Raw genomic sequence first — 25,282 nt, 5'->3', positions numbered from 1 at the left:
CGCGTATAGCGACACCTTTCTTATTCGGACAATTCCGATTCGATTGCCAAGTTGTGCTGAGTAGAGTCGCGAAACGTTTCATTTCCCTGAGCGTTCAAGCGAGTCGTTTCTCGAACTCGTTTCACGTCAGACACTTTTCGCACAATTCTTTGCAGGTAATCAGCATGAACAAGGTCTTTAAATCGGTTTGGAGCGAAGCTCTGGGCGCCTGGGTAGCGGCGTCGGAATTGTGCCGCGGGCGCGGGAAAGGCGGGGGGAAGGTTGCGCGGGCGGTGGCGTTGGTGGTGGGGTTAAGTGCTACGGGTATCCGATCTCATCAGCGCTCAGGTTGATCTGTTCAACGCGCGCAGCGATCGCGAGCAAGCCGAGTCGAGCTACAAACTGTCGACCCTCGCGCTTTACAACCTCGACGCAAGAACAATGGACGGGCTGCGAGCCCTCAATCTGGTTAAAGGAGCAATGTGATGGCTGCAAGTTCAAAGAGTAACCACATCTGGCCGGCGTATGTCGACATGATGACGGTGCTGCTGATGGTCTACATGCTGCTCAGCATGATCTTCCAGGTGCTCGCCGCAATGGCCACGCCGTCGTCCGGTACGCCCGACGCGCCGCCTGTTTCGAATGCGACCTCGGCAGAGGCCAGTCCGGTTCCGCATGCGGCGTCCATGGATGAAAGTCTCGCGCAGTTGCCGACCGATTTCGCCGCGAAGGTCAGTGTGGAAGAAAACTTCCTGCAACCGGCCGAGCGTGCTGCCACGCGTGCATGGATCAGCCAGAACGCGCAGGCGATCCGCGAGCGAGGGCTCCTCGTATTCTCGATGACAGGCACGACCGACGCCCCACTCGGTGTTCGTTTGCGCATGCAGTTCGAACGCTCTCTGGTGGTGGTTTCCATCGCTGATGAACTGAAGATTCCCCGCGACAAGATCGAATTGCGCAATCCGGTTCCAGAGAAGTCGACGCAAGACTCCATCATCCTCAGGCTTAAATGAGTCCCGAATAAATCACCGCGCGCGGCGCACCGCGCAGAGGTAACCAACATGAAAAAACTAACTGTTATCAAGAGCAAGGTAGCCGATGCAATCGCACCGTACCGCCGGTTTCTACCGCGCGGCGTCACAGGCGCAGGACTCCTTGCAGTCACGGTGTTCGCCTTGTGGGCGGCGGCGTTCAAGCTCGATGTTCTGGTCCGCGGCCCGGGTGTCATCCGTGTAGAGAGCCATAACATCATGGTTCAGCATCCGGACGGCGGCCAGATCGAAAAGCTGCTCGTACGCGAGGGGCAAACGGTCCACAAAGGCCAGTTGCTCGCCGTTATGGACAACACCTACGTCTCCGAAGAGTTCGCCAAGAATACTGCCGCGCTCGATGCGCTGCGTCTGCGCGAACAACGCCTGATGGCTGAAATCGGAAGAACGCCGTTCGCCCCCCAAGTTCTTCGGATCCGGAACAAACAAAGGCCATCGCAAGCGAACAGGCATTTTATGAGTCGCGTCAGCGCACGCTGGAGCAAGCCACGTCAATCTCTGCCGTGCAGGCGGACCAGCGCTCGGCGCAATTGGCCGAGTTGCGCAGCCGCATCGGCGATCTGGAAAAGGAAGTTGCCTTGATGCGCCAGCAAGTCGACATGATCGAACCGCTGGTTCGCAAAGGCGCTGCTGCAGAAGGCGTTCTATTGCAAAAACGCACCGACCTCCAAGGTTCGCAAAGCGCGCTGAACGAAGCTCGCGCCAGGGTTCCACGGCTGATCGCTGAAGAGCGTGAATATCGGTTGAAGGTCGAGCAGACCAAGACGGACTTTTTGTCGGATGCACAGAAGCAGCTCTCTCAAGTACGGGATGAACTCGCGCAGTCGAATGCGAAGACCTCGGCCAGCGGCGACAGGCGTAAGCAGGCGCAGATCGAAAGCCCTGCCGACGGCGTCATCCAGCGCGTGGTCAATCCTCACTCAGGCGCGGTAGTGAAAGCAGGTGGCGATTTGTTCGAAATTGCACCCACCGACGTACCGCTTGTCGCGCAAGTGAAGATTCGCCCCGAAGACCGCGACAAGATTTGGCAAGGCATGCCGGTTCGTGTTCACGTGAACGCCTTCGGCAATAGCTATACGGACACGCTCGTTGGCCGTGTTGCAGTGGTCAGCGCCGATGCGCTAGGCGATGAGCGCACAGGGCGCTTTTACGACGTAACCGTCGAAGTCCCCAAGGCCAATATGAAGAAACCAATTTATCCGGGTATGGCGGTTGAAGGTTACCTGCTCGCGGGCCATCGGTCTCTCGCTCAATACCTGCTGAAGCCTCTTATGACAGGGGCGTCGACTGCCCTGTCCGAGTCCTGAGGACAGGCTGCCCCTTAACCATAGTGTTGAACGGTTCGCGATGATGAACCGTCCTCATGGAGAACTAACATGAAACTACCCGTACCGACCAAGCTGGACACCACCGTCATCCTGCAGACGTATTCAAAGAACGAGTTGCCGTTCAAATTTAGTGACGTGCAGATTTCTATCAACGGTCCTGACATTGTCGTCAAGACCGCGGACGGACACGTGATGACATTCCCATTTGCCGCGCAATTCGCGACCATGGGAAAGCAGGTGTTCACGCTCGTATTCGCCGATGGAAAAGAGATTCCTTCGGATCAGTTGCTTGCCTATGTAACTTCCGTCAGTGTCGCTCCGAACGCCGCGGCGCCGGTGGCTCATCACGACGAAGGTAAGGGCACGGCTGAAAAGGAGAGCTCCAAGGAGTCCGAGAAAGAAGTGACCAAGGTCGTCACCAAAGAGGAGATCGTCGTCGTTGAATCGCAACCGCAGGACAGTGCGGGGAGCGATCATGCCGACGCCGCACACAAGCAGCCGCCAATTGTTCACCCTGGCGATCTCAGCAAGCATCGTTTCGATGAAGAACCTCTGCCGCGAGTCGATCAGATTTCCGGCATGCCGGCCAAGCCGGACCACCCGCCGACCCATAGCGAACCGGCTCCCGTGGATGAACCTCCCACATCGCCGGTAGAGCCGACGCCGGACGCGCCGCCGGAGCCGACGCCCGAGCCAACGCCGGAGCCAACGCCCGAGCCGACGCCCGAGCCAACGCCCGAGCCAACGCCGGAGCCAACGCCGGAGCCAACGCCCGAGCCAACGCCCGAGCCAACGCCCGAGCCAACGCCGGATCCAACGCCAGATCCGACACCGGACCCCACTCCCGATCCGGTACCGGATCCGACACCTGACCCGAAGCCGCCGGCGTTGAAGGACGTAGTCTTGCTACAAACGCAGGGCGTTGCCGATGGTTCGACGCACGAATACATCCTTGGCGGTGGTCCCGACAACGCGCGTACGGACGGTCTCATTGCGACTCAGTATTCGACCCGCGACGTTGATCTGAGCCACGAAACGGACGGCTGGACTATTCACGCCGACACTACGGTCGGCGTGGACCAACCTGGCAGCATGATGAGAATCGTGAATGTGGGCTCGGTCAGTTCGCTGCTTGACGTCTCGGTGACGGCGGAACTGGCGGCGAAGGGCGTGAGCGTCGTCATGTGGAATTCCGCCGAGGGGATTGCCCTCGGCCTGAAGAGCAACGAGTTCGCGCTGCACTATCCTGTTTCTCAGCAACTGCTTGGCGGCGTCTTTCAGGTTCACGCGGACTTTGTGGATGCAGCCTCGGGTGAAACTGGTGCAGCGGACATTAGTTTCCAGGTGCTGGATTCGCCTACGGCGTTGCGCGACGGCGACGATGTCTATCAATTGAGCCGCAACGCAAGCGATGTGTCGATCCACGCGGGTTCCGGTGACGACACGATCATCGCCGGTCATGCGAACGGCATGTATGACGGCGGGGGAGGCATCAATACACTGGACTACTCAGCATTTTCGACACCTGTCATGGTCGACCTTTCAGTCGATGTCCGTGCTGCCTTGGGCATTGCGCCGAACAGCGAGGCCGCGATCGACATGGGCCAGGTGAAGGCCGGGGGTGCGGTCCACAACATCGAAAACATGCAGATCATCAAAGGAGGCAGTGGCACCAATACGTTCATCGGCAATGCGTTCGACCATGAGTTCATCGGTGGCTCGGGTGACAATACGTTTATCGCCAACGGCGGCAACAATGTGTACACGGGAGGCGCGGGCAAGAACCTGCTCGACTACTCGCGCGCCGGCGGAACGGTGTTCGACACCGCGGCGATCGGCGCAAGCGGGCGCTCGATCGTGCTGGACGGCGTGGATATTGACATGTCGAAGGGCGTGACGTCGAATAACGGCTGGACCAACGCAAATGGCCAGGCAGGCGTCGATCATTTCTCGAATGTGAACCGGATCATGGGTTCCACGCACAACGACAGGATCAGAGGCAGCGGCGGTGACGACATCATCATGGGCAACGCCGGCGACAACCTGATCATTGGGAGCGGCGGTAACGACACGATCGACGGCGGCAGCGGCTTTAACACCATGAGTTACGCCGAGATGTCGGATGCAGTCGACGTGGACCTCAACGGTGTGACTGGGCACGCGGTCAAGAGCGGCGGCGGGGTGGATTCGTTGACGCATATTCAGTCGGTGATTGGCTCGGCAGGCGGCGGTTCGCTGACAGGCCTTGTTGGCGGCAACAATTTGCTGGTGGGCACCGATGGCGAAACGCGATTCATCACGAACGCGGGCATGAACCAGTTGTATGGCGGGGCGGGTAGCAACACGTTCGACGTCGCGCAGGGCACCAACACGATCTACGGCGGCGGGAAGATGAACACCGTGCATGCCGATGGCGGCATGAACACGATTCACGGTGGAGCGAATTCCAACGTCGTGTATTTGCAAAACGGCACAAACACCGTGTATGGCGGCGCGGGCTCGAACGCCGTCCACGCGGATGGCGGATCCAACACGCTATTTGCAGGCGACGGCGTCAACCTGTTTGAAGTGAGCGGCGGCACGAACAGCTTTCACGGTAGTGCGGGTACGGATACTTTCTCGAGCACGAACGGCGGGAACAATACGATGATCGCCGGCAGTGGCAACAGCGAGTTTCGCGCAACGGGCGGGGGCGCCAACAGCATTACGGCCGGCACGGGAGATCTGCACGTGTTTAGCGGCGCCGCGAACAACACCATCAAGGGCGGCATGGGTGGAAAGGTTACCGTCGACTACACCCCCTACGAGGGCGAAGGTCACCTGGAAATCTCGCTCGACCGAAATCTGGCGCTGGTTGGCAACGACTTTGTCGATCGTCTATTTGATATTGATGTGATCATCGGCAACAAAGGCGGCAACAGCATCATCCGGGGTGGCAACAAAGGCATCGAAATCCACGTATCTGGCGACAACAATTTGCTTATTGGCGGATTCGGCAACAACCTGCTCGATGGTGGATCAGGCACTAACAATACCGTCGACTACAGCGGTACAACAGGGGCTCTGAATGTAAACCTGGAAACCGATAATGCCTCGAAGAACGGCTACGGCTTCAGTGACCAGATTACGAATGTCCAGCGCATCATTGGCAATAACGCAAATGGGAACGTGTTCCAGGGCAAGAACGGTGTCGACAACTGGATAGATCTAGGCACGGGTGCAAATAGCAAAGTGATTGGATCGAAGGGTAACGATACCTATGTAAGCCACAACGGCACCAGCGCGCTCGATTATTCGATGCTTGATGCCGGCATCAATCTGGACACGAGCACAGGCGTAGTGCAGAAAGGTGCAAACGGGAAAGACACGCTGGTGAACGCGGTCGGCAGCATTATCGGAACCAATCATGGTGATGTCTTCAATGTGTCGGGTCAGGTGAATATTGCCGGCGGCTCCGGCAATGACAAGATCGTATTGTCGGGGGCGCCCAGTGCGGTTACGTTGGATGGCGGCGGCGGACGCAACGAGCTGAATACGGTCGGTGTAAGCGGTGGGACCGGCAAGGTGATGGCGTACCAGTTCAACGCCGATGGCCGCAGTGGAACAATCACCGGAATGAACTCAGGTGACTGGATTTCCGGAGCGACGTCTTCGCCGTCAACAAGTGCCGCGGCGTTCAAAAATATCGACGTACTCGATACATCGAACCTGACGAGCAACTTTGTCTCTTGGGGCAAGGCGAACCACGTTACGATCAACGGTTCGACTAATCAAGATTTCTTCTACGTCAATGGTGGCGGAAACGTAATCAATGGCGGATACGTCGGCATCGGCGAAAGTATCCCCAATCAGGTTGCGAACAGGGCAATGATCAACTACACCAGTACAGGCGTGGGAATCAATGCAAACCTGGAGTCGGGAGTGGTGACATTTGCTGATGGCCGCGACGCTGATTCAATCAAAGGTTTTAGCCGGTTCGTGGGTAGCAATGGCGACGACGTCATCATAGGACACGCGACTCAAAGCGACTGGATCTTGGCGAGTAAGGGAAACGACACGATCGACGCAGGCGGCGGATCCACAAACGTGTATTCCGTGTACGGCGACTTCAAGGTGAATGCCGATTTCAATACAGGCGTAATCGTCAAATACAATTCCGCCGGCACCTACGTTGGAACGGATACGGTTAAAGGATTCCAACAATATAACGGCTCTAACTACGATGGCGATGTGGTGCACGGCAAGGACGGCGTCAACATGACCTTCTGGATGGGCGGCGGCGGCACGAAGACTTTGTATGCGAGCAAAGCCGACAATTCTATTTCAGGCGGAAGCAGCTCGACGATCGTGAACTACTCCAACATGACCAGTATTTCCGCGGACTTGTCGGGCAAAACGGTGAAGAAGGGCGCGGGCGAGGGCGTCGATAGTTTCGGTGGCATTGCGGGAATTGTTGGAACCAAAGGCGACGACGTCTTCACATTCAATAGCCAGGCTGACGTTGCCAACCTGTCGCTCGATGGCGGTGGTGGGCACGACACGCTGCAAAAGACATCTGCGAGTGCTGGAACCTATGATTTGACGACAATGCTGGCGAGAGTGACGAACATCGAAAAGATCGATTTCTCGACCAGTTCTGCGGCGGACAAGATTACCGTCGACTTCACGAATCTGCTTTCTCGTGGAAATGAAACGCTGACACTGACCACCGGCTCGAAAGACACTATAGGCATGATGCATAACACGGCGCTGGAGGGATGGACGCATACTACGTCTGTTGTTGACGGACATACGACCGACACCTATGCGTTGGGCGGTCACACACTGATCTGGAATCACTAAGTTAAAGCAACGGTTTGTCGTTGAAGTAATTTATTCAATTTCAATTTGGATAACTAACTTTGTAAACGCGCGCGCGACAGCATAACGTGTCTCGCGCGCACCTCTCTGCACACTGGCGCTTTCCGTTGCGCTTTTGTATGTAAAGGAAGGATCGAAACAATGAATACCCAACAGGAGTTTCCCGCAGCGGCACTACTTCAGGCCGCGGGCAGCGCCATCGCCGGAATCCACGGCGAGCTGGCGCAGGAACGGTGGCGGCGCACATGCGCGGCGTTAGCCGGCACGAGTAGCGAGAGCGGGCTGCTCGATCAGATAGGCCGCGAATACGGCCTCGATTTTTTGCCCGTGCGTGCAGGCATGCAGCGCCTTGATGGCGATGTATATCTCGCGCGCGACGAAAGCCACTACTGGCAATGCGTGAGCATGCGTAACGGTGCGCTTACTGCTGGCGTCATTGGCCGGGATCAGGACGACGAGCGGCCTTCAGCAAGCGCCGAAAATCCAGCGAACATCAGGCCGTTGTATCGCGTGGTCAAAGTTCAGCGTCTTGGCGCATTGTCGTTTCATACTTTCATCAGTCATTGGCGCAAGGAAGGAAAACTCCTGGCTCAACTGTTGTGGGGCACGTTCGCGCTCAATCTGTTTGCGCTTGTCATTCCGCTTTACATGAATGCGATTTACAGTCGCGTGATTCCCGCGCAAGCCGATGCATCATTGTGGGTGCTGTCTTTCGGTGCGCTGCTCGTTTTCGGCGTGGAATATCTGTTCCGCATGGAGCGCTCGAAGGTGATGGTCGGCATGTCGCGTTCGATCCGTAGCGATATCGAACCGCAAGTTGTCGATCAGCTCGTACGCGCGCCGCTGTCGCGTACGACCGAGTGGGGCATGGCGACGCTCAACGGCCTCACCGGGTGGGCGAAAGCGCGCTCTTTGTTCTGGAGCCTCGTTGCGAGCTCCGCACTCGATGTGCTGTTTTGCGTGCTGTTTTGCGTGCTGTTTTTCGCGGTGATCGCAATCGTTGCGGGTTGGCTCGTGTTTGTCCCGCTTCTCGTGTGGATAGCCGAATGTGCTGTCGTTTGGCATTTCGACAAACACCTGCAAAAGAGTGGTCTTGAAGTTCCGCTTACGCCATTCGCACCGCTGGCCAAACCTTCGGCCTACTCCGCTGGGGGAGCGTTTGATCTCCTGCGCACCATGTTTCTGAGCAATGTCGAACGCAACGCGTCGGTCGAGGAGCGCCGGCATGTGCTGCAGGCACGGTGCTATGCAGTGCTGATGGCGCTCTCTTCGGTGCAGACCGTGGCGACGGTTGTCGTCGCGTTCTATCTGTTGCAGGGCGGTCATCTGGCCGCCGGCGCATTGTTTGCCACCGTGATTCTTGCGGGAAAGCTGAGCCAGCCGGTCTTCGCGCTCGTCAGTGTGCTTCCCGTGCTTCGGCAGTTGCGCACCGTGTTCGATGGCATCAATCGCACGAGCGACGCCGCGGCGAATGTCGCAGCTCAATCGATCCAACCTGTCGCCAATGAGCAAGGCTGGCGTGTTGTCGATCTTCAGTTCGCGTATTTGCCGGATCAACCGCTGCTGCGCGGTATCGACCTGCATATATTGCCCGGCGAGAAGGTCGCGATCATCGGCGCGCCCGCATCCGGAAAAAGTACGCTCGCGCATATCTTGCTGGGATTGATGCCGCCCGATCACGGCCAGGTTCGTTACAACGGCCAGCGGCTAACAGGGCGTCGTGTCGAGGCGCTCAGTTATCAGACGCATTACGTTGGACAGGACGGCATGCTGCTTGGTGATACGTTAGGCGAATACCTGTGCGCTGAAACACCAGAGACGGACGAAGCGTGCGTGGCCGCGCTAAGCCGTGCGCCGTTGCAATGGTTGCCGCCGATGCTTCCTGACGGGCTGCACACCCGCTTCGACAAAATGCCGGCACGGTTGACCGCAGCGCAGCGCCAGGCGCTTGCGATGGCGCGGCTCGCCCTCACCGAACGCCCCATATGGCTATTGGATGAACCGACGGCGAATCTGGATGGGCAGACTGAAAAGGCATTCATCGAGCTTGCGAAGGACAAGATGACAAGCACAACGACGGTGGTGTTACTCACCGATCGCGGCAATCTCCTTTCGCTTGTGGATCGGGTCATTGTTTTGTCGGAAGGCACGGTTGCGTTTGATGGCTCGCGCGATGAGTTCAAAAAAATGCGTGCAAATGCAACCATGGGTTGAAACATGGAACTTACAAAAAATAGTCGAATTGGAGCTCCTTCGGAAAGTCGTGCGCGCCGGTTATCCGCTTCGGTTCAGCAGCACCTGTCGCGTCTTATCGCCATCGCATGTTCTAGCGTCGTTTTGTCGACTGGATCGGCGAATGCTTCGCCTGGTGATGTCGGCGTCCAGGCTGTTAGTGCTAAAGCTATTGATGTCGTCGACCTTAATTCACTGGACAGCGAGACCATTGCCTAAAGGATTTTTCCTGACGACGATCCGGTTGCGCCGGATGTTTCGAACTTGTCGGCCCCGGTGGCTTCAAAGCTCGCCGGTGTGGTCGAGAAAGCTGAAACAATGATCGGCGTTCCGTACGTGTGGGGCGGTAACACCCCAGAGGAAGGCCTCGATTGCAGTGGCTTTGTACGCTACGTTTATCAGAAGGTGACGGGGATGCTGCTGCCTAGGTTGTCGGCGCAAATAAGCCGGGAGGGCAGTGCAATCGCGCAACCCGATTTACACCCAGGCGATCTGGTTTTTTTCAACACGCGGCGCGGGCGGGCCACGCACGTCGGAATTTACGTGGGCAGACAGCAGTTCATTCATGCGCCACGAACGGGTGCGGTGATCCGAATTGAATCGATGCAAAGCGCTTACTGGACATCGCGATACTACGGCGCACGTCGTGTTGCGTAAGGCCGGATATCCGGGCCAATCGCAGTCAAAGTAATAAACGCCCGATGAATTGCTTCATCGGGCGTTTTATTTAATGCGTTGGGGAGCGGCATGGCGCTATGGCAGTCCCCTTTGTCAATTGAGCGAGCATCAATCCCGGCCCAGGCATGACCATACTCAGTCCATGGACCGGCTCGTCGCATCGCGTTTTCTTTAAGATTGCACCTATCAGTAATCCTGTAATGTCTGAATAAAATACGCGTTGAAGCGAGATCGCGACAAACGATTTACCTCCGGTTTTCACGTGCTTTGCCCGCAACTCTAATTGCTGTTCGGGCGTTGATTCCAAGCACAAAGAATTCACATTCCTGGGTAGTCAGCGGTGATTCACCTTGACCGGTAAGACGAACCGCGTCGGATATGTTTTGAATTCGCTTTCAGTTCAATCCGATTAACCAGTTAGGAATACATATAAATTATGAAATTAAAATATAAATCGATACTGAACCAGATCGCTATGACGCGCGATCTCGCTGGTGAACGCGAGCGGGGTGGTTTCAGGTTGTGCGAGCGTGATCGGGCAATTCGACTTGCGTTGCCCTCGTCGCTGGCTCGTGACACGCATGAGGTGAGCAAAGGCCGTAAAGGCAGGCTGACATGAATACGAATCTATTTCATGGTTCTCCGCGACCGTGCAAAGGCCACCGCGCCCCGTCAGTCAACGGCCGCGCAACGCGGATGCTAGTCATGATGCTCAGCGGATTCCTGATTGCGATTGGATCTGCGCGCGCAACGACATCCGACACTGGCAGTCAATCGATTCAGAGCGGTGCGGTTGACGCGGCCGTCGGCGAGTTGCCGGCCGGCGGCGACGCTCCGGAGCAGGAGACTTTTCCTCCCAGTGGATTGCCCGCAGAAGATCAATGGAGTGCGCGGGATACATCGAACAACTTGCTTTCAAATGTGTTGTCGAAAGCAGAGACGATGGTCGGTGTCCCCTATTTGTGGGGTGGCAATACGCCAGAAGAGGGACTCGATTGCAGTGGCTTCGTACGCTACGTCTATGAGAAGGCAGCGGGCATCGTGCTTCCACGGTTATCGGCGCAAATCAGCCGGTCGGGCAGCGCGATGGCGCAGCGGGATCTGCATCCCGGGGATCTTGTATTTTTTAATACACCGCGCGGCCGGGCGACACACGTGGGTATTTACATCGGCGAGCAGCAATTCATTCACGCACCGAAGACGGGAGAATATATTCGCATCGAATCGATGAGGAGTACCTACTGGCGTTCGCAATATTACGGTGCTCGCCGAATCGCATGATCGCCGATATATGGGCTTCGACGACACAGCGCCCGATGAATTTCATCGGGCGCCAGACTGCGGATCGGCCACGCGTTTTTCCGAAGGAAGATGTGCCAGGAGGGGACCGCCGTGCCCATCCTCATTTTTCCCCTCTGTCTGCGCAAGAAACTGTTGCAACCCGTGCAACGTCAACTAGGATTGTGCCAATCGAAAGTCTTATCTCATCCTAATAAAGTAGGTTCTGACGCAAGGTGCGACGCGCCAAGCTTCTGAAAGCTTCCGCGTTCGCCGCCTGTTGACCTCCGGCAGTGTTGCCAGGGGAGGGACCAGCCATTTCGAATTGCCGATTCAGCAATCTGTCGAGACGGATTTCAGTCAAGAGACTAGGTACTTTATTAGGAATACAGATAATTATGAATAACACATACAAATCGATACGCAATCAATCGACCGGAACCGTAGTTGCCGTGGGTGAAAAAGCGAAATCTCGCGGCAAGTCTTCGACGAACAAGGTGGCCAACAAGCTGGCATCGGCTTCGCTGGCATTGGGCGCGTCAATTGCCATCTTGTCCGCAGGTGACGCGGTTGCAGATGACAGCGTGCCAGCAGTTGGTTACTCGGAGATCGTGCCGGACGCGAGAAGCAACGCCGATGCCGCGTCGGATACGGTGTTGACTCAGCAAGCGAGCGATGACTCAACTTCGGGCACCAATGGGGCGAGCGGCAAGAAGCTGTTTGGTTCGCAGATGCTCGGTGCGCAAATGTTGGGCGCAGCACCCACGGGTGCATCCGTTCTCTATGATGATTCGATGAATAACAGTATTAGTTTTGTGGGCACAGCGGGAACGAAGCTCTCGAACGTAGCCGCGGGCGCGATCTCAGCGACAAGCATGGATGCGGTGAATGGCTCGCAGCTCTTCCACGTGACGGACGGCACGGCTTACGCACAATCCGCATATATCAAGGTGAATGGCTCAGGTAATGGAACAGACAATTCAAGCTCGACGAGCTACGGCGGCATCGCGATTGGCCAGAATGCCCATTCTGATACGGGCGCCTACTCCGGCAGCATCGCGATTGGTAGTGGTGCTACTGCTACGGGCGACGGGTTCTATGGAGCCACCGCGTTGGGCTCAAACGCCGTTGCAAAGGCGGGCGCAACGGCAATCGGGTACAGCACGAACGCCTCAGGCATCTTGAGCGTGGCGGTCGGACGGGCTGCCAGTGCGACCGCGGACTATAGCGTGGCGTTGGGCAGCAGCTCCGTGGCAGATCGGTCGAGTACGGTGTCTGTCGGCTCCGCTACCTCGATGCGGCAGATCGTCAATGTCGCGAACGGCACGCAGGCGAACGATGCAGTCAACGTCAGCCAGCTTCAGGCAGCGGGTCTGACTACCAATTCCGCTGGCGTCGCGACCAACGCGTTCATTGCCTATAACGATTCGAGCAAAAACGCAGCGACACTTGGCGGCACAGCGGGCACGACGCTCACGCATGTTGCCGCAGGCGACATTTCGTCGGCAGCCAGCACTGACGCGGTCAATGGTGCGCAATTGTTCGCAACGAATCAGAATGTGGCGCAGAATGCGGGCGCCATCGCTGAGCACACCACGGCAATTGCGGACAATACCAGCGCAATCTCCGCCAATGCTGGCGATATTGCCACTAATACAAGCGACATCGCGACGAACGCCGCTGACATCGCCACCAACACGAGCGGTATTGCGCAAAACACGAACGACATCGGCGTGCTCAACACGCAAGTGGGCTCAATCAACACGCAACTCGGCGATGCCGTGAAGTACGACAGCGCGGCTCACGATACGATGACGTTGAGTGGCACAGCGGGCACTAAGATCACGAACGTGGCGGCAGGCGATGTATCGTCGGCGGGGAGCACGGACGCGGTTAATGGCTTGCAGTTGTACACGACGAACCAGAATGTAGCGACGAACGCAGCGAATATCGCAACGAACACAGTGGACATTGCTTCCAGCAAAGTGGATATCGCAACGAACGCCTCCGACACCGCGTTGAACACGGCGAATATCACCGCAAACACCACGAACATCGCGGCCAACACGGCGGCTATCGCGACGAATACGGCGGACATTGCCGCGAGCAAGGTGGATATCGCGACGAACGCCTCGAGTATTACGGCTGCCAACGCGGCCATCGCGCAGATCACGGTCGATGCCACGACGAATACCTCGGACATCGCGAAGAACGCGGCGAACATCAGCGCAAACACGATCGACATCGCAACGAACACGACCGACATCGCAACCAACAAGATCAATATCACCCGCAACACCGGGGACATCAGCACGCTGAATACTCAAATGGCCGATGCGGTCAAATACGACACGTCGGGTCACTCGACGATCACCCTGGGCGGCGGAGCAGCCGGCACGGCGATCACGAATCTGCGCGACGGGCAAGTGAGCGCCGCGAGCAAAGACGCAGTGAACGGCTCGCAACTGTTCATGGTGCAGCAGAGTATCGCGGCGCAAGGCGGTGCGGTGGCCGACTCGGTTCAGTACGACTCCGCAGCGCACGACAAGATCACGCTTGGCGCGGCAGACGCGCCAGTGACGCTGAGCAACGTGAAGGACGGCGATATATCCGCGAACAGCCTCGACGCGGTAAACGGTTCCCAGTTGTACACGGTCAAGCAGGACGTGATGAAGAACACTTCGGACATCGCCAGCCTGAACAGTTCGATGAGCGACCTGAGTACCGGCGCGTCGGGCCTCGTACGCCAGGATGCGGTAACGGACGCACTCAGTATCGGCGCCAGCACCAACGGCAACTCGATCAGCTTCGCGGGCCTTCAAGGTTCGCGCATCCTGACCGGTGTGGCGAGCGGCGCTGTCAACCAGGGCAGCACGGACGCAATCAATGGTTCACAGATGTTCAACGCATCGTCGAAAATGGCAAGTGCGCTGGGCGGCGGCGCGAGCGTTGATAGTAACGGCGGCGTAACTGCGCCGTCATACACGGTCGGCGGCAAGCAGGTGAACGACGTCGGTTCCGCGATCGGTAATCTGGACGGCCGGGTGACGCAGAACTCGGCGGATATCGCGGGAATGAAGGGTGACCTCGCGACCGTGGCGAACACGGCGGCGAACGCCATAGCCTACGATTCGGCCGATCACAGCAAGGTCACGCTTGGCGGCGCCGACGCGGCCACCGCCGCAGTGCAGTTGACCAACGTCGCGACCGGAGATGTTTCGGCGTCCAGTACGGATGCCGTCAACGGCGCGCAACTCAGCGCGACCAACAACCGTGTCACTAACACGGAGAACGCGATTGCCAACCTGCAGGCGTCGGGTATGACAGGATCGACGGCATCGGGACAGAATGCAGCGGCTATCGGCGCTAATGCCGAAGCGACCGGCGATAACTCGACTGCTGCCGGCGCCCACGCCACCGCTTCAGGCAGCGGTTCAACCGCAACCGGCGGTAGCGCCACGGCCTCGGGCAACAACTCGACGGCTAACGGCTCGAATTCCATTGCATCGGGCGAAAGCGCGGTGGCATTCGGCGGCAATGCGTCGGCGACCGGCAGCAACGCTGCGGCCATTGGCGGAAATTCGCAGGCTTCGGGTAACAACGCGGTGGCGTTCGGTGGCAACAGTCAAGCCTCCGGTGACAACTCGGTCGCGCTGGGCGCAAACTCCGTCGCCAATGAAGCCAACACGGTTTCGATAGGATCGGCCGGAAACGAGCGTCGGGTGACGAACGTGGCTCCCGGTGTCAGCGGGACGGACGCGGCAAACGTGAACCAGATGAACGCGTTGCGCAACGATATGGGTACGAGCTTCCGCTCGCTGCAACGTTCGGCATTCGGCGGTATTGCCGCAGCAATGGCGATGCCCAACTCGACGCCGAGCGCGCCAGGCAAGACGGTCGTCGGCGCAGGTGTGGCCAACTTCAAGGGCTATACGGCGTTGGGCGCCGGCGTGACGCATCGTTCGGATAGCGGACGATGGATCGTGAACGGCGCGGTGTCAGTTGCACCGAGCGGAGACACGGGCGTACGGGCGCACGCGGATTACGAGTTCTGATTGACGGTTTGAAACTGCTGTAATAAAGGGCGATCCGGATTTTCGGATCGCCCTTTATTTATGCTCGAGGTTTTAAGCTACTTGCCGCGTCTCGCCGCCTTCACGACCACGCCACCGAGTCAGCAGCGCATTCCACTTCACACGCGCCGCGTTCACGTTGTTGTCCTTCACGTGACCGTAACCGCGCATCGAATCGGGCAGGCTTGCCAGTTCTATCGCCAGCGGCAACTTCTCCGCTGTCAATCCACCGATCAACTCCTTCACCAACGCCTCGTAATCCGTGATGAGCGTGCGTTCCATTTTCCGTTCTTCAGTCTTGCCGAAGATATCGAACGATGTACCGCGCAGGAACTTCATCTTCGCCAAAACCTTCATGGCGGATAACACCCACGGGCCGTACTGTTTCTTGATCAGATGACCGTGCGCGTCCTTCTTTGAGAGCATGGGTGGCGCGAGATGGAACTTCACTTTCCAGTCACCTTCGAAGCTGCCTTTCAGCCGCTCCACGAACGCCGGATCTGCGTAAAGCCGCGCGACTTCATACTCATCCTTGTACGCCATCAGCTTGTGCAGATTCTTCGCAACGGCTTCGGTCAATGCGTACGAGCCATCGCCCAGACCGAGCGCCGCTTCCGCCTTGCGTACGTCGGTCACGAGGCGAGCGTAACGCGCCGCATACGCGTCGTTCTGATAATCGGCAAGATAAGCGATGCGCTTTTCAATCAGCGCGTCCAACGCCTTCGGCGTATGCAACGCGATGATCTTGCTGCCGCCTTCTGATCCAGCCGATAACCCTCCCCGACCCTGCGCCTTGACAAACCGCGTGAGGCCCTCAAGATCATGCGCCGCGTGACGTCCCCATTCGAACGCCGCGAGGTTCTTCTCGACCTGCACTGCATTCAGTTCGATCGCGCGAACCAGCGATTCATGCCGCAGCGGCACCCAGCCGCGTTGCCACGCAAAACCCAGCACGAACGGATTGGTGTAAATGGCATCGCCGAGTAGAGCAACGGCGAAGCGATTGGCATCGACGAGCGCAACATGCTCGCCCGCGGCAGTGCGGATATCGGCTTCTGCGCTCGCGCCCGGGAAGCGCCAGTTCGGGTTCTTGATGAACTCGGCAGTCGGCGTTTCAGCGCTGTTCACCACCACGCGCGTATGACCAGGTTGCATGCGCGAACCGCATTCATCGCTGGCTGTGACGATCGGATCGCAGCCGATTACCAGATCCGCTTCGCCCATTGCGATGCGTGTGGCGTGGATATCGCCGGGATGCGTGGCGATTTGCACATGACTCATCACCGCGCCGCCTTTTTGCGCGAGGCCGGTGACGTCCAGCACGGTCACGCCTTTTTGCTCGAGATGCGACGCCATGCCGAGCAACGCGCCAATTGTCACAACACCCGTGCCGCCTACGCCCGTGACCAACACGCCATATGGCCGATCGATTAACGGCAACTCGGGCGTCGGCAGCGGAGGCATTGCATCGCCGGAAATACTCGATACCTTCGGTTTCTTCAACTGTCCGCCTTCAACCGTGACGAAGCTCGGGCAGAAACCGTTCACGCACGAGTAGTCCTTGTTGCAGGTCGATTGGTTGATCTGGCGTTTCGTGCCGTATTCGGTATCGAGCGGTTCGACCGACAGGCAATTCGATTTCACCGAGCAATCGCCGCAGCCTTCGCAGACGGCTTCGTTGATGACCACGCGCTTCGCCGGATCGGGGTACGCGCCGCGTTTCCTGCGCCGGCGTTTTTCCGTCGCGCATGTTTGGTCATAGATAAGGATTGTGGTGCCGGCGATCTCGCGCAACGCACGTTGGACCTCATCGAGCTTCTCGCGATGAAATACATCGATACCCGGCGCCAATCCCACGTTCGCCTGATATTTCTCGGGTTCATCGGTGACGATCACGATTTTCGTCGCGCCCTCGGCCGCCAGTTGATGCGTGATCTGCGGCACGGTGAGTACGCCGTCTACAGGTTGCCCGCCGGTCATCGCGACGGCGTCGTTGTAGAGGATCTTGTACGTGATGTTGTTCTTCGACGCGATCGCTGCGCGGATCGCGAGCAGGCCGGAGTGGAAGTACGTGCCATCGCCGAGATTGGCGAACACGTGTTTGTCGTTGGAGAACGGCGCCTGGCCGATCCACGCGACGCCTTCACCGCCCATCTGGCTGAACGTGCTCGTGCTGCGGTCCATCCACACGGTCATGTAGTGGCAACCGATACCGGCGAGCGCGCGCGACCCTTCAGGCACATTCGTCGATGTATTGTGCGGACAGCCCGAGCAGAACCACGGCTTGCGCTCGGCTTCAACGCGCGGCCGCGCCAGCGCTCTTTCCTTGGCTTCGATCACGGCGATACGCGTCGCGATGCGCGCGCGGACATCGGCGGGGAGATCGAACTTGTCGAGTCGCGTGGCAATAGCCTTCGCGATAATCGCCGGCGATAACTCGTAATGCGCCGGCAGCAACCAGTTGCCCATGGGCACGGACCATTCGCCGCCAGCGCCGTCTTTCTCATCGAACTTGCCGAACACGCGCGAGCGTTGTGCATCGGGCCAGTTGTAAAGCTCTTCCTTGATCGCGTATTCGAGAATCTGGCGCTTTTCTTCGACGACCAGAATCTCTTGCAGCCCGTGCGCGAACGCATGCGCACCTTGCGCTTCGAGCGGCCACACGCAGCCGACCTTGTACAAACGAATGCCGATGCGCGCGCAGGTTTCATCGTCGAGACCGAGATCTGAAAGAGCCTGACGCACATCGAGGTAGGCCTTGCCCGCCGTCATGATCCCGAAGCGGGCGTTCGGCGATTCAATCTCGATCCGGTCCAACTTGTTCGCGCGCACATAGGCGAGCGCGGCGTACCACTTGTAGTCGAGCAACCGTGCTTCCTGAACCAGCGGCGGATCGGGCCAGCGGATGTTGAGGCCACCATCGGGCATCGCGAAATCGGTCGGCAAAACGATTTGCGTTCGATGCGGATCGATATCGACAGAAGCCGACGATTCCACCACATCGGTCACGCATTTCATTGCGACCCATAGGCCGGAGTAACGGCTCATGGCCCAACCGTGCAGGCCGAAGTCCAGGTATTCCTGCACATTCGATGGAAACAACACCGGCAATCCGCACGCCTTGAAAATGTGTTCGGACTGATGCGCGAGCGTAGAGGATTTGGCGGCGTGATCGTCGCCGGCGAGCACAAGCACACCGCCATGCGGCGCTGAACCCGCCGAGTTTCCGTGCTTGAAGACATCGCCGGTTCTATCGACGCCCGGACCTTTGCCGTACCACATCGAGAACACGCCGTCGTATTTGGCGCTGGGATAAAGATTGACCTGCTGCGAGCCCCAGACGGCGGTCGCCGCGAGGTCTTCATTCACGCCGGGCTGGAACACGATCTCGTGCGAAGCGAGATGTTTCTTCGCTTTCCAAAGATGCTGATCGAGTGCGCCGAGCGGGGAACCGCGATAACCGGAAATAAAACCGGCGGTATTGAGTCCTGCGGCGTGATCGCGTTGCTGTTGCAGCATCGGCAGCCGAACCAGCGCCTGTATGCCGCTCATGTACGCGCGACCGCGTTCCAGTGTGTATTTGTCGTCGAGAGTGACGGTTTTTAGCGCGGCTTCTAGGGAAGCTTGTTGTTCCGCGTCAAGGGGGGCATTCATTGTGGGGTCTCTCCGCCAACGTTTGGGATCGCCAAAGCTTTTTAGGGCCTCCGCGTCTTGTGGACGCGTTGGCCGGGATTCTGAGTTTGCCTGTTTTGCCTTTTTTACAGCACTGGTAATAACCCGCTGAAAAGTAATTTCAACATTGCACAGGTGTTACGACGTGTAAAAACGGCCGTATTTCGATGTCATCGGGGAACCGCTCGCGCTGAGGGTATTCAAACCCGCGATCGATGTCCGTTCTCGTTGGCTTTGCCAGCGGGATAAGCACGATTGTTGGGCAACCGATGCACGCAGTTGAAGGAGGAAGCAGTGAAACAACGATACATCCAAAGCTTTTTGATGGTTTCCGCAGCATTTTTTGCGATGAACGCGCCAGTTCGCGTTGGCGGACCGGCTGGATCGGAGGCAACGATCTCGCGCATACCGCGAATTTCGCAGGTTCGGGTCGAACAGGTTTCCAGTAAGCAGACGGCGGAAAACAAGGACGACGCTGACGCTTGAAGGGTTGTAGTTGGTTCAGGCCGCGCGGCGTCGTGGCTGCGAGCGAATGCGCAAACTCGTTACGCGCTAATCGCGCATGAACAAAAAAATGCCGGGGATCTTTGGATCTCCGGCATTTCTATTTAGACCGCACGTTTTAGCTGGCGCTTGTGTCCTTCACCACGCCACGCCGTATCTGATCGAGTTCAATCGATTCGAACAGCGCCTTGAAGTTGCCTTCGCCGAAACCCTGATTGCCCTTGCGTTGAATGATCTCGAAGAAGATCGGGCCAATCTGGTTTTCCGTAAAGATCTGCAGCAGGATTTCGTCGCGCACGCCATCGATCAGGATCTTGCGCTTGCGCAGTTCCGCCACCGATTCGCCATGATTCGGCACGCGTCGGTCAACGAGTTCGTAATACGTGTCGATGGTGTCCAGCAGCGCGATTTTGGCGACGCGCAAATTGTCGACGGTGCTGTAGATATCGTCGCTGCCGAGCGCAATGTGCTGGATGCCTTCGCCGTGATATGCGTCGAGATATTCCTGGATCTGGCCCGACGTATCCGAGCCTTCTTCGTTGATCGGGATGCGGATTTTCCCGCACGGCGAGCTCATCGCTTTCGACTTGACCGCGGTCACCTTGCCTTCAATATCGAAGTAACGCGCCTCGCGGAAATTGAACAAGCGTTCGTAGAACTCGGCCCATTCGATCATCCGTCCGCGATGAACGTTATGCGTCAAATGGTCGATGTACGTCAGGCCGTGCCCGACCGGGTTTTGCTCCGCGCCTGGAATGGGTTCGAAATCGACGTCATAGATGCTGATATCGCCGATGCTGCCCGGCTCCGCGCCATTCTTGCCGCGCCAGCGGTCTACGAAGTAAATCAGCGAATCGCCGATTCCCTTGATCGCGGGGATATTCAACTCCATCGGGCCGGTTTTATTGTCGAAGCCCCACGCGCCGAGATCGAGCGCGCGTTTGTAGGCTTTGCCTGCATCGGCGACACGGAAGGCGATCGCGCAAATCGACGGGCCATGCAAACGCGCAAACCGCTGCGCGAAGGAATCAGGCTCGGCGTTGACCAGAAAGTTGATCTCGCCCTGCCTGTACAGCGTCACCTTCTTGTGACGATGACGCGCAATCGCGGTGAACCCCATTTGTTCGAACAATTGCCCGAGCGCCACGGGATCGGGCGCCGTGTATTCGATGAATTCAAAACCATCCGTGCCAACCGGGTTGTCCCAAGTCGTTGCCTGCATGCTTTGTCTCCTGAACCGTGAGAATAGATCGCTGATTAGTCGATGGTTATTGGGACAAAGTTTATCGATGGAAGGGAGGCAGATAGTTGCGAAGTAAATCGTCCATGTCTACGATGGCGCACGTTCATAGCGGCATAATGAGCGAAGGAGACAGAAAATGGCTCGAATCGAACTCGATGCGATCGATCGGAAAATCCTCGCGATTCTTCAGGTGAACGGGCGGCTGTCGAACCAGGACATCGCTGATCAGGTGAACCTCTCACCAAGTCCATGCTTGCGGCGAATCCGGCGGCTGGAGGAAGAGGGCGTGATCCGCGGTTACGTCGCGCTGCTGGAACCGCGCCTCCTCGGACTCGGGCTGCTCGCTTACGTCAATGTGCGGCTGGAAAAACGCGGCGGGACGCCGGTATCGGCGGGAATGAAAAATCCACCAACGCATGCGGACCGGTTTCGCGAAGCCGTCGGCGCCTGGCCGGAAGTGGTGGCGTGCGACGCCATGACCGGTGACACGGACTATCTGCTGCGCGTCCAGGTGGAAGACATGGAGCACTTTTCACGCTTCGTGCAGGAGCAGTTGCTGCACCATCCGTCGGTGATCGACGTGAAGAGCAGCTTCTCGCTGGAGCGCTTCAAGGATACGACGGCACTGCCCATTCGTTAAACCGGTTCATAAATTGGTGCGCGAACACTCACTCCAAAAGCGCTAGACGCAAAAAAGGCGGCTTTCGCCGCCTTTCGTGCTTTTGCGCATGCTTGCTGATGTGTGCCTGGGACCCTGCTACTGCAGGTCCTTACTTCAGGCCGCGTCCGCGGTAGGCATGAACGCCTGAAACATTTGCGATGTCCGGCGCGCTTGGCGCTTGACCGCGTAATCGAAGACCGCCGCCTGCTCCTGCAACATTTCCGACAGGATGCTGCCTTGGTCGGCGGGTGTGAGCGACAAATAAGCGTCGGCTTCGCCATACGCATACTCGATCTTCATTCCCGACTTCTTCGCGATGTGCATCATGGTCTTGTTTCGTGACAAACAATGCATGTAGAGCATTGAAACGTGCGTGTTGCGGCTGCGGATGGCGGCGCGCTCGAACAAGCGGCTACCCACGCCTTCGCCACGTGCGCTTTCCAGCACTGAGACGCCGAACTCCGCCGTGCGCTTGTCGCCTTCGGCCGGCAGATAGGCCAGATGGCCGACGCCCACGAGGTTCAATTGCTCGTCGAAGACGCCAAAAACGGTATCGCGCGAAAAATCGATGTTCGCGACGTAATTCTCGATCACACGATCCGGCACGATCTGGCCGAAGCGCAGGAGGCGGTCGTCTTCATCGAGGGCGAGGAAGTGGGTGAGCAAGCGTTCGCGATCGGTCGAGGACAATTCACGGACGAGAACGGGCGGACGACCGGCAACCGTTTGAAAACGATCGGCAGCTGCGAAGATCGATGCAGTGCGGTGGTTTAAAGGCATGTTCACGATAGTGGCTCCTTGATTCGTCGTGCGACATGGTGCGTCGCAAAACGAATTTTAACCGAACCACCGTTTGAGCACTAGGGAAAACCCGTAATTTACTATGGAGGAGTACGTCTAACGCTCAAGTATTACGAATAAAAATTTATATTAAACAAACACTTATGCCATGTTGCGTGAAGCGTACAGTCGTGCGGTAACAAAATGTCGCAACGCAGCATTTCAATTGTCGCCGTTCATTCCGTGCTCGATCACGCCCACAACCTGCTCCGCGAATTCGCGATAGCCCAGCTTCCCATCCGGCTTGAGCCACGTGAACGTCCAGTTGATCATGCCGAACACCATCATCGTGAGCGCGGTCTGGTTTTCCTTCGTCGCCCGCTTCGGGTAAGCGCGTGCGAGTTGCCGGGCGAACGCCGCGACAATGCCGCGCTGGCGTTCGAGCACGATTTCACGCTGCGTGTCCTCAAGGTATTTGACGTCGTTCAGCAATGCAACGTGCCGGCTATGCGACGTTTCATATTCGGTCAGGAACGCGCGAATCAGCTCGGCGAACGCCTCGCGCTCCGTCAACCCACGCCGCTGGCTCGCTCCTTCCACTTCCGCGATGATCAGCATCAGCCGCTTCGTGTAGCGATCGAGCAGGTCGAAGAGAATCGCTTCCTTGCTCGCGTAGTAGTGGTAAAGCCGCGCTTTGGAGGTGCCGCTGGCCGCAGCCAGATCGGCCATCGATGTACTCGGGTAGCTGGTCTGCGCGAATTTCGCGGCAGCGAGTTCGAGGATCTGCTCGCGTTGGGTGTCGTGGTCAGGCGCTCTGGTACGGGCCATTGAGTCTCGAAGAAGTGCGGGTCGATCGGGGATTCTAGTCTGACGAATGCGGGACGAATAGACGCACAGGCGACTACCGCACGGCGCGGCGCAGCTGGGCGTCGGCTATCTTGCCGAGATCGCCGCGAATCTGCAGTTTTCCCGCCGCCACGAGTTCGCGGCAACGCCAGAAAGCAATCGAATCGCTGACCAGGAAACCGAAGCTCGAGCCCATCACCTGGCCGGCAAGCTTGCGCGCTTCCTGCCAGCCATCGCTGGCTATCTGGAGGATGGTTTCATCGACATCGGAATAGGTGCCGGCAGTGAATGTGTTGTCACGCCATCGGCGGGTCTCGCTATTGATCTGCTTCACTTCCTGCCATTCCAGCGCAAGACGGCTGATGCGCAACACCGAAATGGGCGCGGCCGTTGGCAGCTTGTCGCCCAATTCAGCCGCCGTGAACATGCCGACCGCCGTCACGCCGTCTTCACGGCCGCGGCGCTGCTGCGTCCCGTCGCTGGCGGTGACGAAGGGCAGGTCTTCATGGGTGAGCTTGGCTTCGTTCAGGCGCTGCGGCGTGTTGCGCAACGTGTAGGCCACTCGTCGCAGCGTGAGTTGGTCACTGGCGCTCTGACCGTGCCAGATCACGACCTGTCCGCTGCCTTGCGCGAGTTCGCGCAGGAGCGCGTCCTGTTCCTTGAGCTTCGATATGAAGTCGAACTTTTGTTCGTTGAGCACCTGTTGCCAGAACAACGCCCGGGTTTCCGGATTGTCGTCGATGCCTCGCAACTGGCCGACCGCAAGGTCGTCCTTCAGCGGGATGACGCGTTCCTCGCGGGCCGCTGTTTGCAAGGCTTCGCGCAGAATCTCGGCGGCGTGGTCGCCGTTGGTAACGTGGATGATGCTCATCAGTGACGGTGACCGCAAACGTAAGTAGGCTGCCCTGTGCGCGGCGAGTGCGGCGACGAGGCGCTGCACACCGCATTTGCAACGGGCGGCCCCTAGTGTAAGCGAATCGAATCAGCGCAATCCGCCAACCCCGCGCTCAACGTTCGTCATAGCTCACAACCACGCGATCAGAAATCGGATGGCATTGGCAGGTCAGCACGAAACCCGCGTCAATTTCATGCTGCTCGAGCGTGTAGTTCTTTTCCATGCGTACTTCACCTTCCAGCACCTTCGCACGGCACGTGCAGCACACGCCGCCTTTACACGCATAGGGCAGCGCGAGTCCGGCTTTCAACCCGACGTCGAGCACGCTCACGCCCTGATACGGCAGGCGCAGCTTGCGCTTTTTTCCATCGATGACAAGTTCCAGATCGGCGGCGGGGGTGTCGTCGGTGATCTCGATTGCCGGCACGCCCGCTTGCGGCAAGGGCGTGCCGAACCGCTCGACGTGGACTTGTTTAGGTGGCACGCCTGCGCTTTTCAGCGCGGCTTCGGCGGCGTCCATCATCGGGCCGGGGCCGCAGATGAAGGCTTCGTCGATAGCATCGGCGGGCACGAGCGCTTCCAGGAATGCCGCGCATTTCTCCTGGTTCAGCACACCGTTGAACAACTCGACGTCCTGCAAATCGTCCGATAACACGTGATACAGCGAGAATCGGCTCATGAATCGATTCTTCAGGTCTTCCAGTTCTTCGGCGAACATGATCGCGTCCACGCTGCGATTGCCGTAGATCAGCGTGAAGCGGCTGGTCGGCTCCGTTTCCAGCGTCGTCTTGATGATCGCGAGCACCGGCGTGATGCCCGAGCCGCCCGAGAACGCCACGTAGTGCTTCACGTGATCGGCGTTCAGGTGCGTGAAAAAGCGGCCATCGGGCGTCATCACTTCAATTTCGTGGCCGGGTTTCAGCGTATCGAACGCGAAGTTCGAGAAGCGGCCGCCTCGCACGCGCTTGATGCCGAGACGCAATTCGCCGTCGCGGTCGTAATCGGCGACACCAACGCAAATGGAATACGAGCGCCGCGTTTCCTCACCGTCGATATGCGTCTTCAACGTGACGAACTGACCTTGCGTGAAGCGGAAAGCATCGCGCAGGGTTTCGGGGACATCGAAGGACACCGTCACGGCGTCGGCGGTTTCGGGACGGACGTCGCGGATGCGCAGCGAGTGGAATTGCGGAGTCGCCATGGT

General features: G+C 58.2%; 16 protein-coding genes and 1 pseudogene. 11 read left to right on the top strand and 6 right to left on the bottom strand.

Annotated features, from left to right (window positions below):
- Positions 1-164 precede the first annotated feature (164 nt).
- From ACSOSP_RS11730 to ACSOSP_RS11685, 10 genes and pseudogenes are all read left to right on the top strand, one after another.
- A pseudogene (locus ACSOSP_RS11730) lies at positions 165-252 on the top strand (ESPR domain-containing protein); the annotation flags it as partial.
- 42 nt (positions 253-294) lie between these two features.
- The gene (locus ACSOSP_RS11725; RefSeq protein WP_455311047.1) at positions 295-465 is read left to right on the top strand and encodes a hypothetical protein; all 171 of its coding nucleotides are present in this window, start codon (positions 295-297) and stop codon (positions 463-465) included.
- Positions 465-992, top strand: a complete 528-nt coding sequence (locus tag ACSOSP_RS11720; protein WP_455306766.1) for a hypothetical protein — start codon at positions 465-467, stop codon at positions 990-992. The genes ACSOSP_RS11725 and ACSOSP_RS11720 overlap by 1 nt, the downstream gene beginning before the upstream one ends.
- Positions 993-1,040: 48 nt before the next feature.
- A complete protein-coding gene (locus tag ACSOSP_RS11715) occupies positions 1,041-1,610 on the top strand; it encodes a hypothetical protein (protein ID WP_455306764.1) in 570 nt (189 codons plus the stop codon).
- A complete protein-coding gene (locus ACSOSP_RS11710; protein ID WP_455306762.1) occupies positions 1,610-2,335 on the top strand; it encodes an HlyD family efflux transporter periplasmic adaptor subunit in 726 nt (241 codons plus the stop codon). Before ACSOSP_RS11715 ends, ACSOSP_RS11710 begins: the two co-directional genes overlap by 1 nt.
- Before the next feature lie 69 nt (positions 2,336-2,404).
- On the top strand, positions 2,405-7,198 hold the full coding sequence (locus tag ACSOSP_RS11705) for a beta strand repeat-containing protein (protein ID WP_455306760.1): 4,794 nt from the start codon (positions 2,405-2,407) through the stop codon (positions 7,196-7,198).
- A 159-nt stretch (positions 7,199-7,357) separates the two neighbouring features.
- Positions 7,358-9,430, top strand: a complete 2,073-nt coding sequence (locus ACSOSP_RS11700; protein ID WP_455306758.1) for an ATP-binding cassette domain-containing protein — start codon at positions 7,358-7,360, stop codon at positions 9,428-9,430.
- Positions 9,431-9,712: 282 nt separating this feature from the next.
- Positions 9,713-10,105 (top strand): C40 family peptidase, encoded by a 393-nt coding sequence (locus tag ACSOSP_RS11695; protein WP_455306757.1) that lies wholly within the window; start codon positions 9,713-9,715, stop codon positions 10,103-10,105.
- A gap of 726 nt (positions 10,106-10,831) precedes the next feature.
- Positions 10,832-11,407: a C40 family peptidase gene (locus ACSOSP_RS11690; protein ID WP_455306754.1), complete on the top strand. Its 576-nt coding sequence runs from the start codon at positions 10,832-10,834 to the stop codon at positions 11,405-11,407.
- Positions 11,408-11,802: 395 nt separating this feature from the next.
- The gene (locus tag ACSOSP_RS11685) at positions 11,803-15,459 is read left to right on the top strand and encodes a YadA-like family protein (RefSeq protein ID WP_455306752.1); all 3,657 of its coding nucleotides are present in this window, start codon (positions 11,803-11,805) and stop codon (positions 15,457-15,459) included.
- A gap of 72 nt (positions 15,460-15,531) precedes the next feature.
- On the opposite strand, the gene ACSOSP_RS11680 is transcribed toward ACSOSP_RS11685, so the two are convergent.
- Together ACSOSP_RS11680 and hppD are read right to left on the bottom strand one after the other, a co-directional pair.
- Complete coding sequence (locus ACSOSP_RS11680) at positions 15,532-19,131, bottom strand: indolepyruvate ferredoxin oxidoreductase family protein (RefSeq protein ID WP_455306750.1); 3,600 nt, start codon at positions 19,129-19,131, stop codon at positions 15,532-15,534.
- Positions 19,132-19,771: 640 nt separating this feature from the next.
- A complete protein-coding gene (gene hppD, locus ACSOSP_RS11675) occupies positions 19,772-20,875 on the bottom strand; it encodes a 4-hydroxyphenylpyruvate dioxygenase (RefSeq protein WP_455306748.1) in 1,104 nt (367 codons plus the stop codon).
- 157 nt (positions 20,876-21,032) lie between these two features.
- Between hppD and ACSOSP_RS11670 the strand changes: the two genes are divergently transcribed.
- Positions 21,033-21,536 carry an Lrp/AsnC family transcriptional regulator gene (locus ACSOSP_RS11670; RefSeq protein WP_455306746.1) on the top strand — a complete coding sequence of 168 codons (504 nt, stop codon included), beginning with the start codon at positions 21,033-21,035 and terminating at the stop codon, positions 21,534-21,536.
- Between the two features lie 135 nt (positions 21,537-21,671).
- On the opposite strand, the gene ACSOSP_RS11665 is transcribed toward ACSOSP_RS11670, so the two are convergent.
- From ACSOSP_RS11665 to paaE, 4 genes are all read right to left on the bottom strand, one after another.
- On the bottom strand, positions 21,672-22,337 hold the full coding sequence (locus ACSOSP_RS11665; RefSeq protein WP_455310933.1) for a GNAT family N-acetyltransferase: 666 nt from the start codon (positions 22,335-22,337) through the stop codon (positions 21,672-21,674).
- A 222-nt stretch (positions 22,338-22,559) separates the two neighbouring features.
- The gene (locus ACSOSP_RS11660; protein WP_299714269.1) at positions 22,560-23,165 is read right to left on the bottom strand and encodes a TetR/AcrR family transcriptional regulator; all 606 of its coding nucleotides are present in this window, start codon (positions 23,163-23,165) and stop codon (positions 22,560-22,562) included.
- A 73-nt stretch (positions 23,166-23,238) separates the two neighbouring features.
- A complete protein-coding gene (locus ACSOSP_RS11655; protein WP_455306743.1) occupies positions 23,239-24,054 on the bottom strand; it encodes a DUF1835 domain-containing protein in 816 nt (271 codons plus the stop codon).
- A 136-nt stretch (positions 24,055-24,190) separates the two neighbouring features.
- Positions 24,191-25,279, bottom strand: a complete 1,089-nt coding sequence (gene paaE, locus ACSOSP_RS11650; protein ID WP_455306741.1) for a 1,2-phenylacetyl-CoA epoxidase subunit PaaE — start codon at positions 25,277-25,279, stop codon at positions 24,191-24,193.
- Between the last annotated feature and the right edge of the window lie 3 nt (positions 25,280-25,282).

This window comes from Caballeronia sp. KNU42, from assembly GCF_053760385.1.
This window is presented reverse-complemented; position numbering and strand designations above follow the sequence as displayed.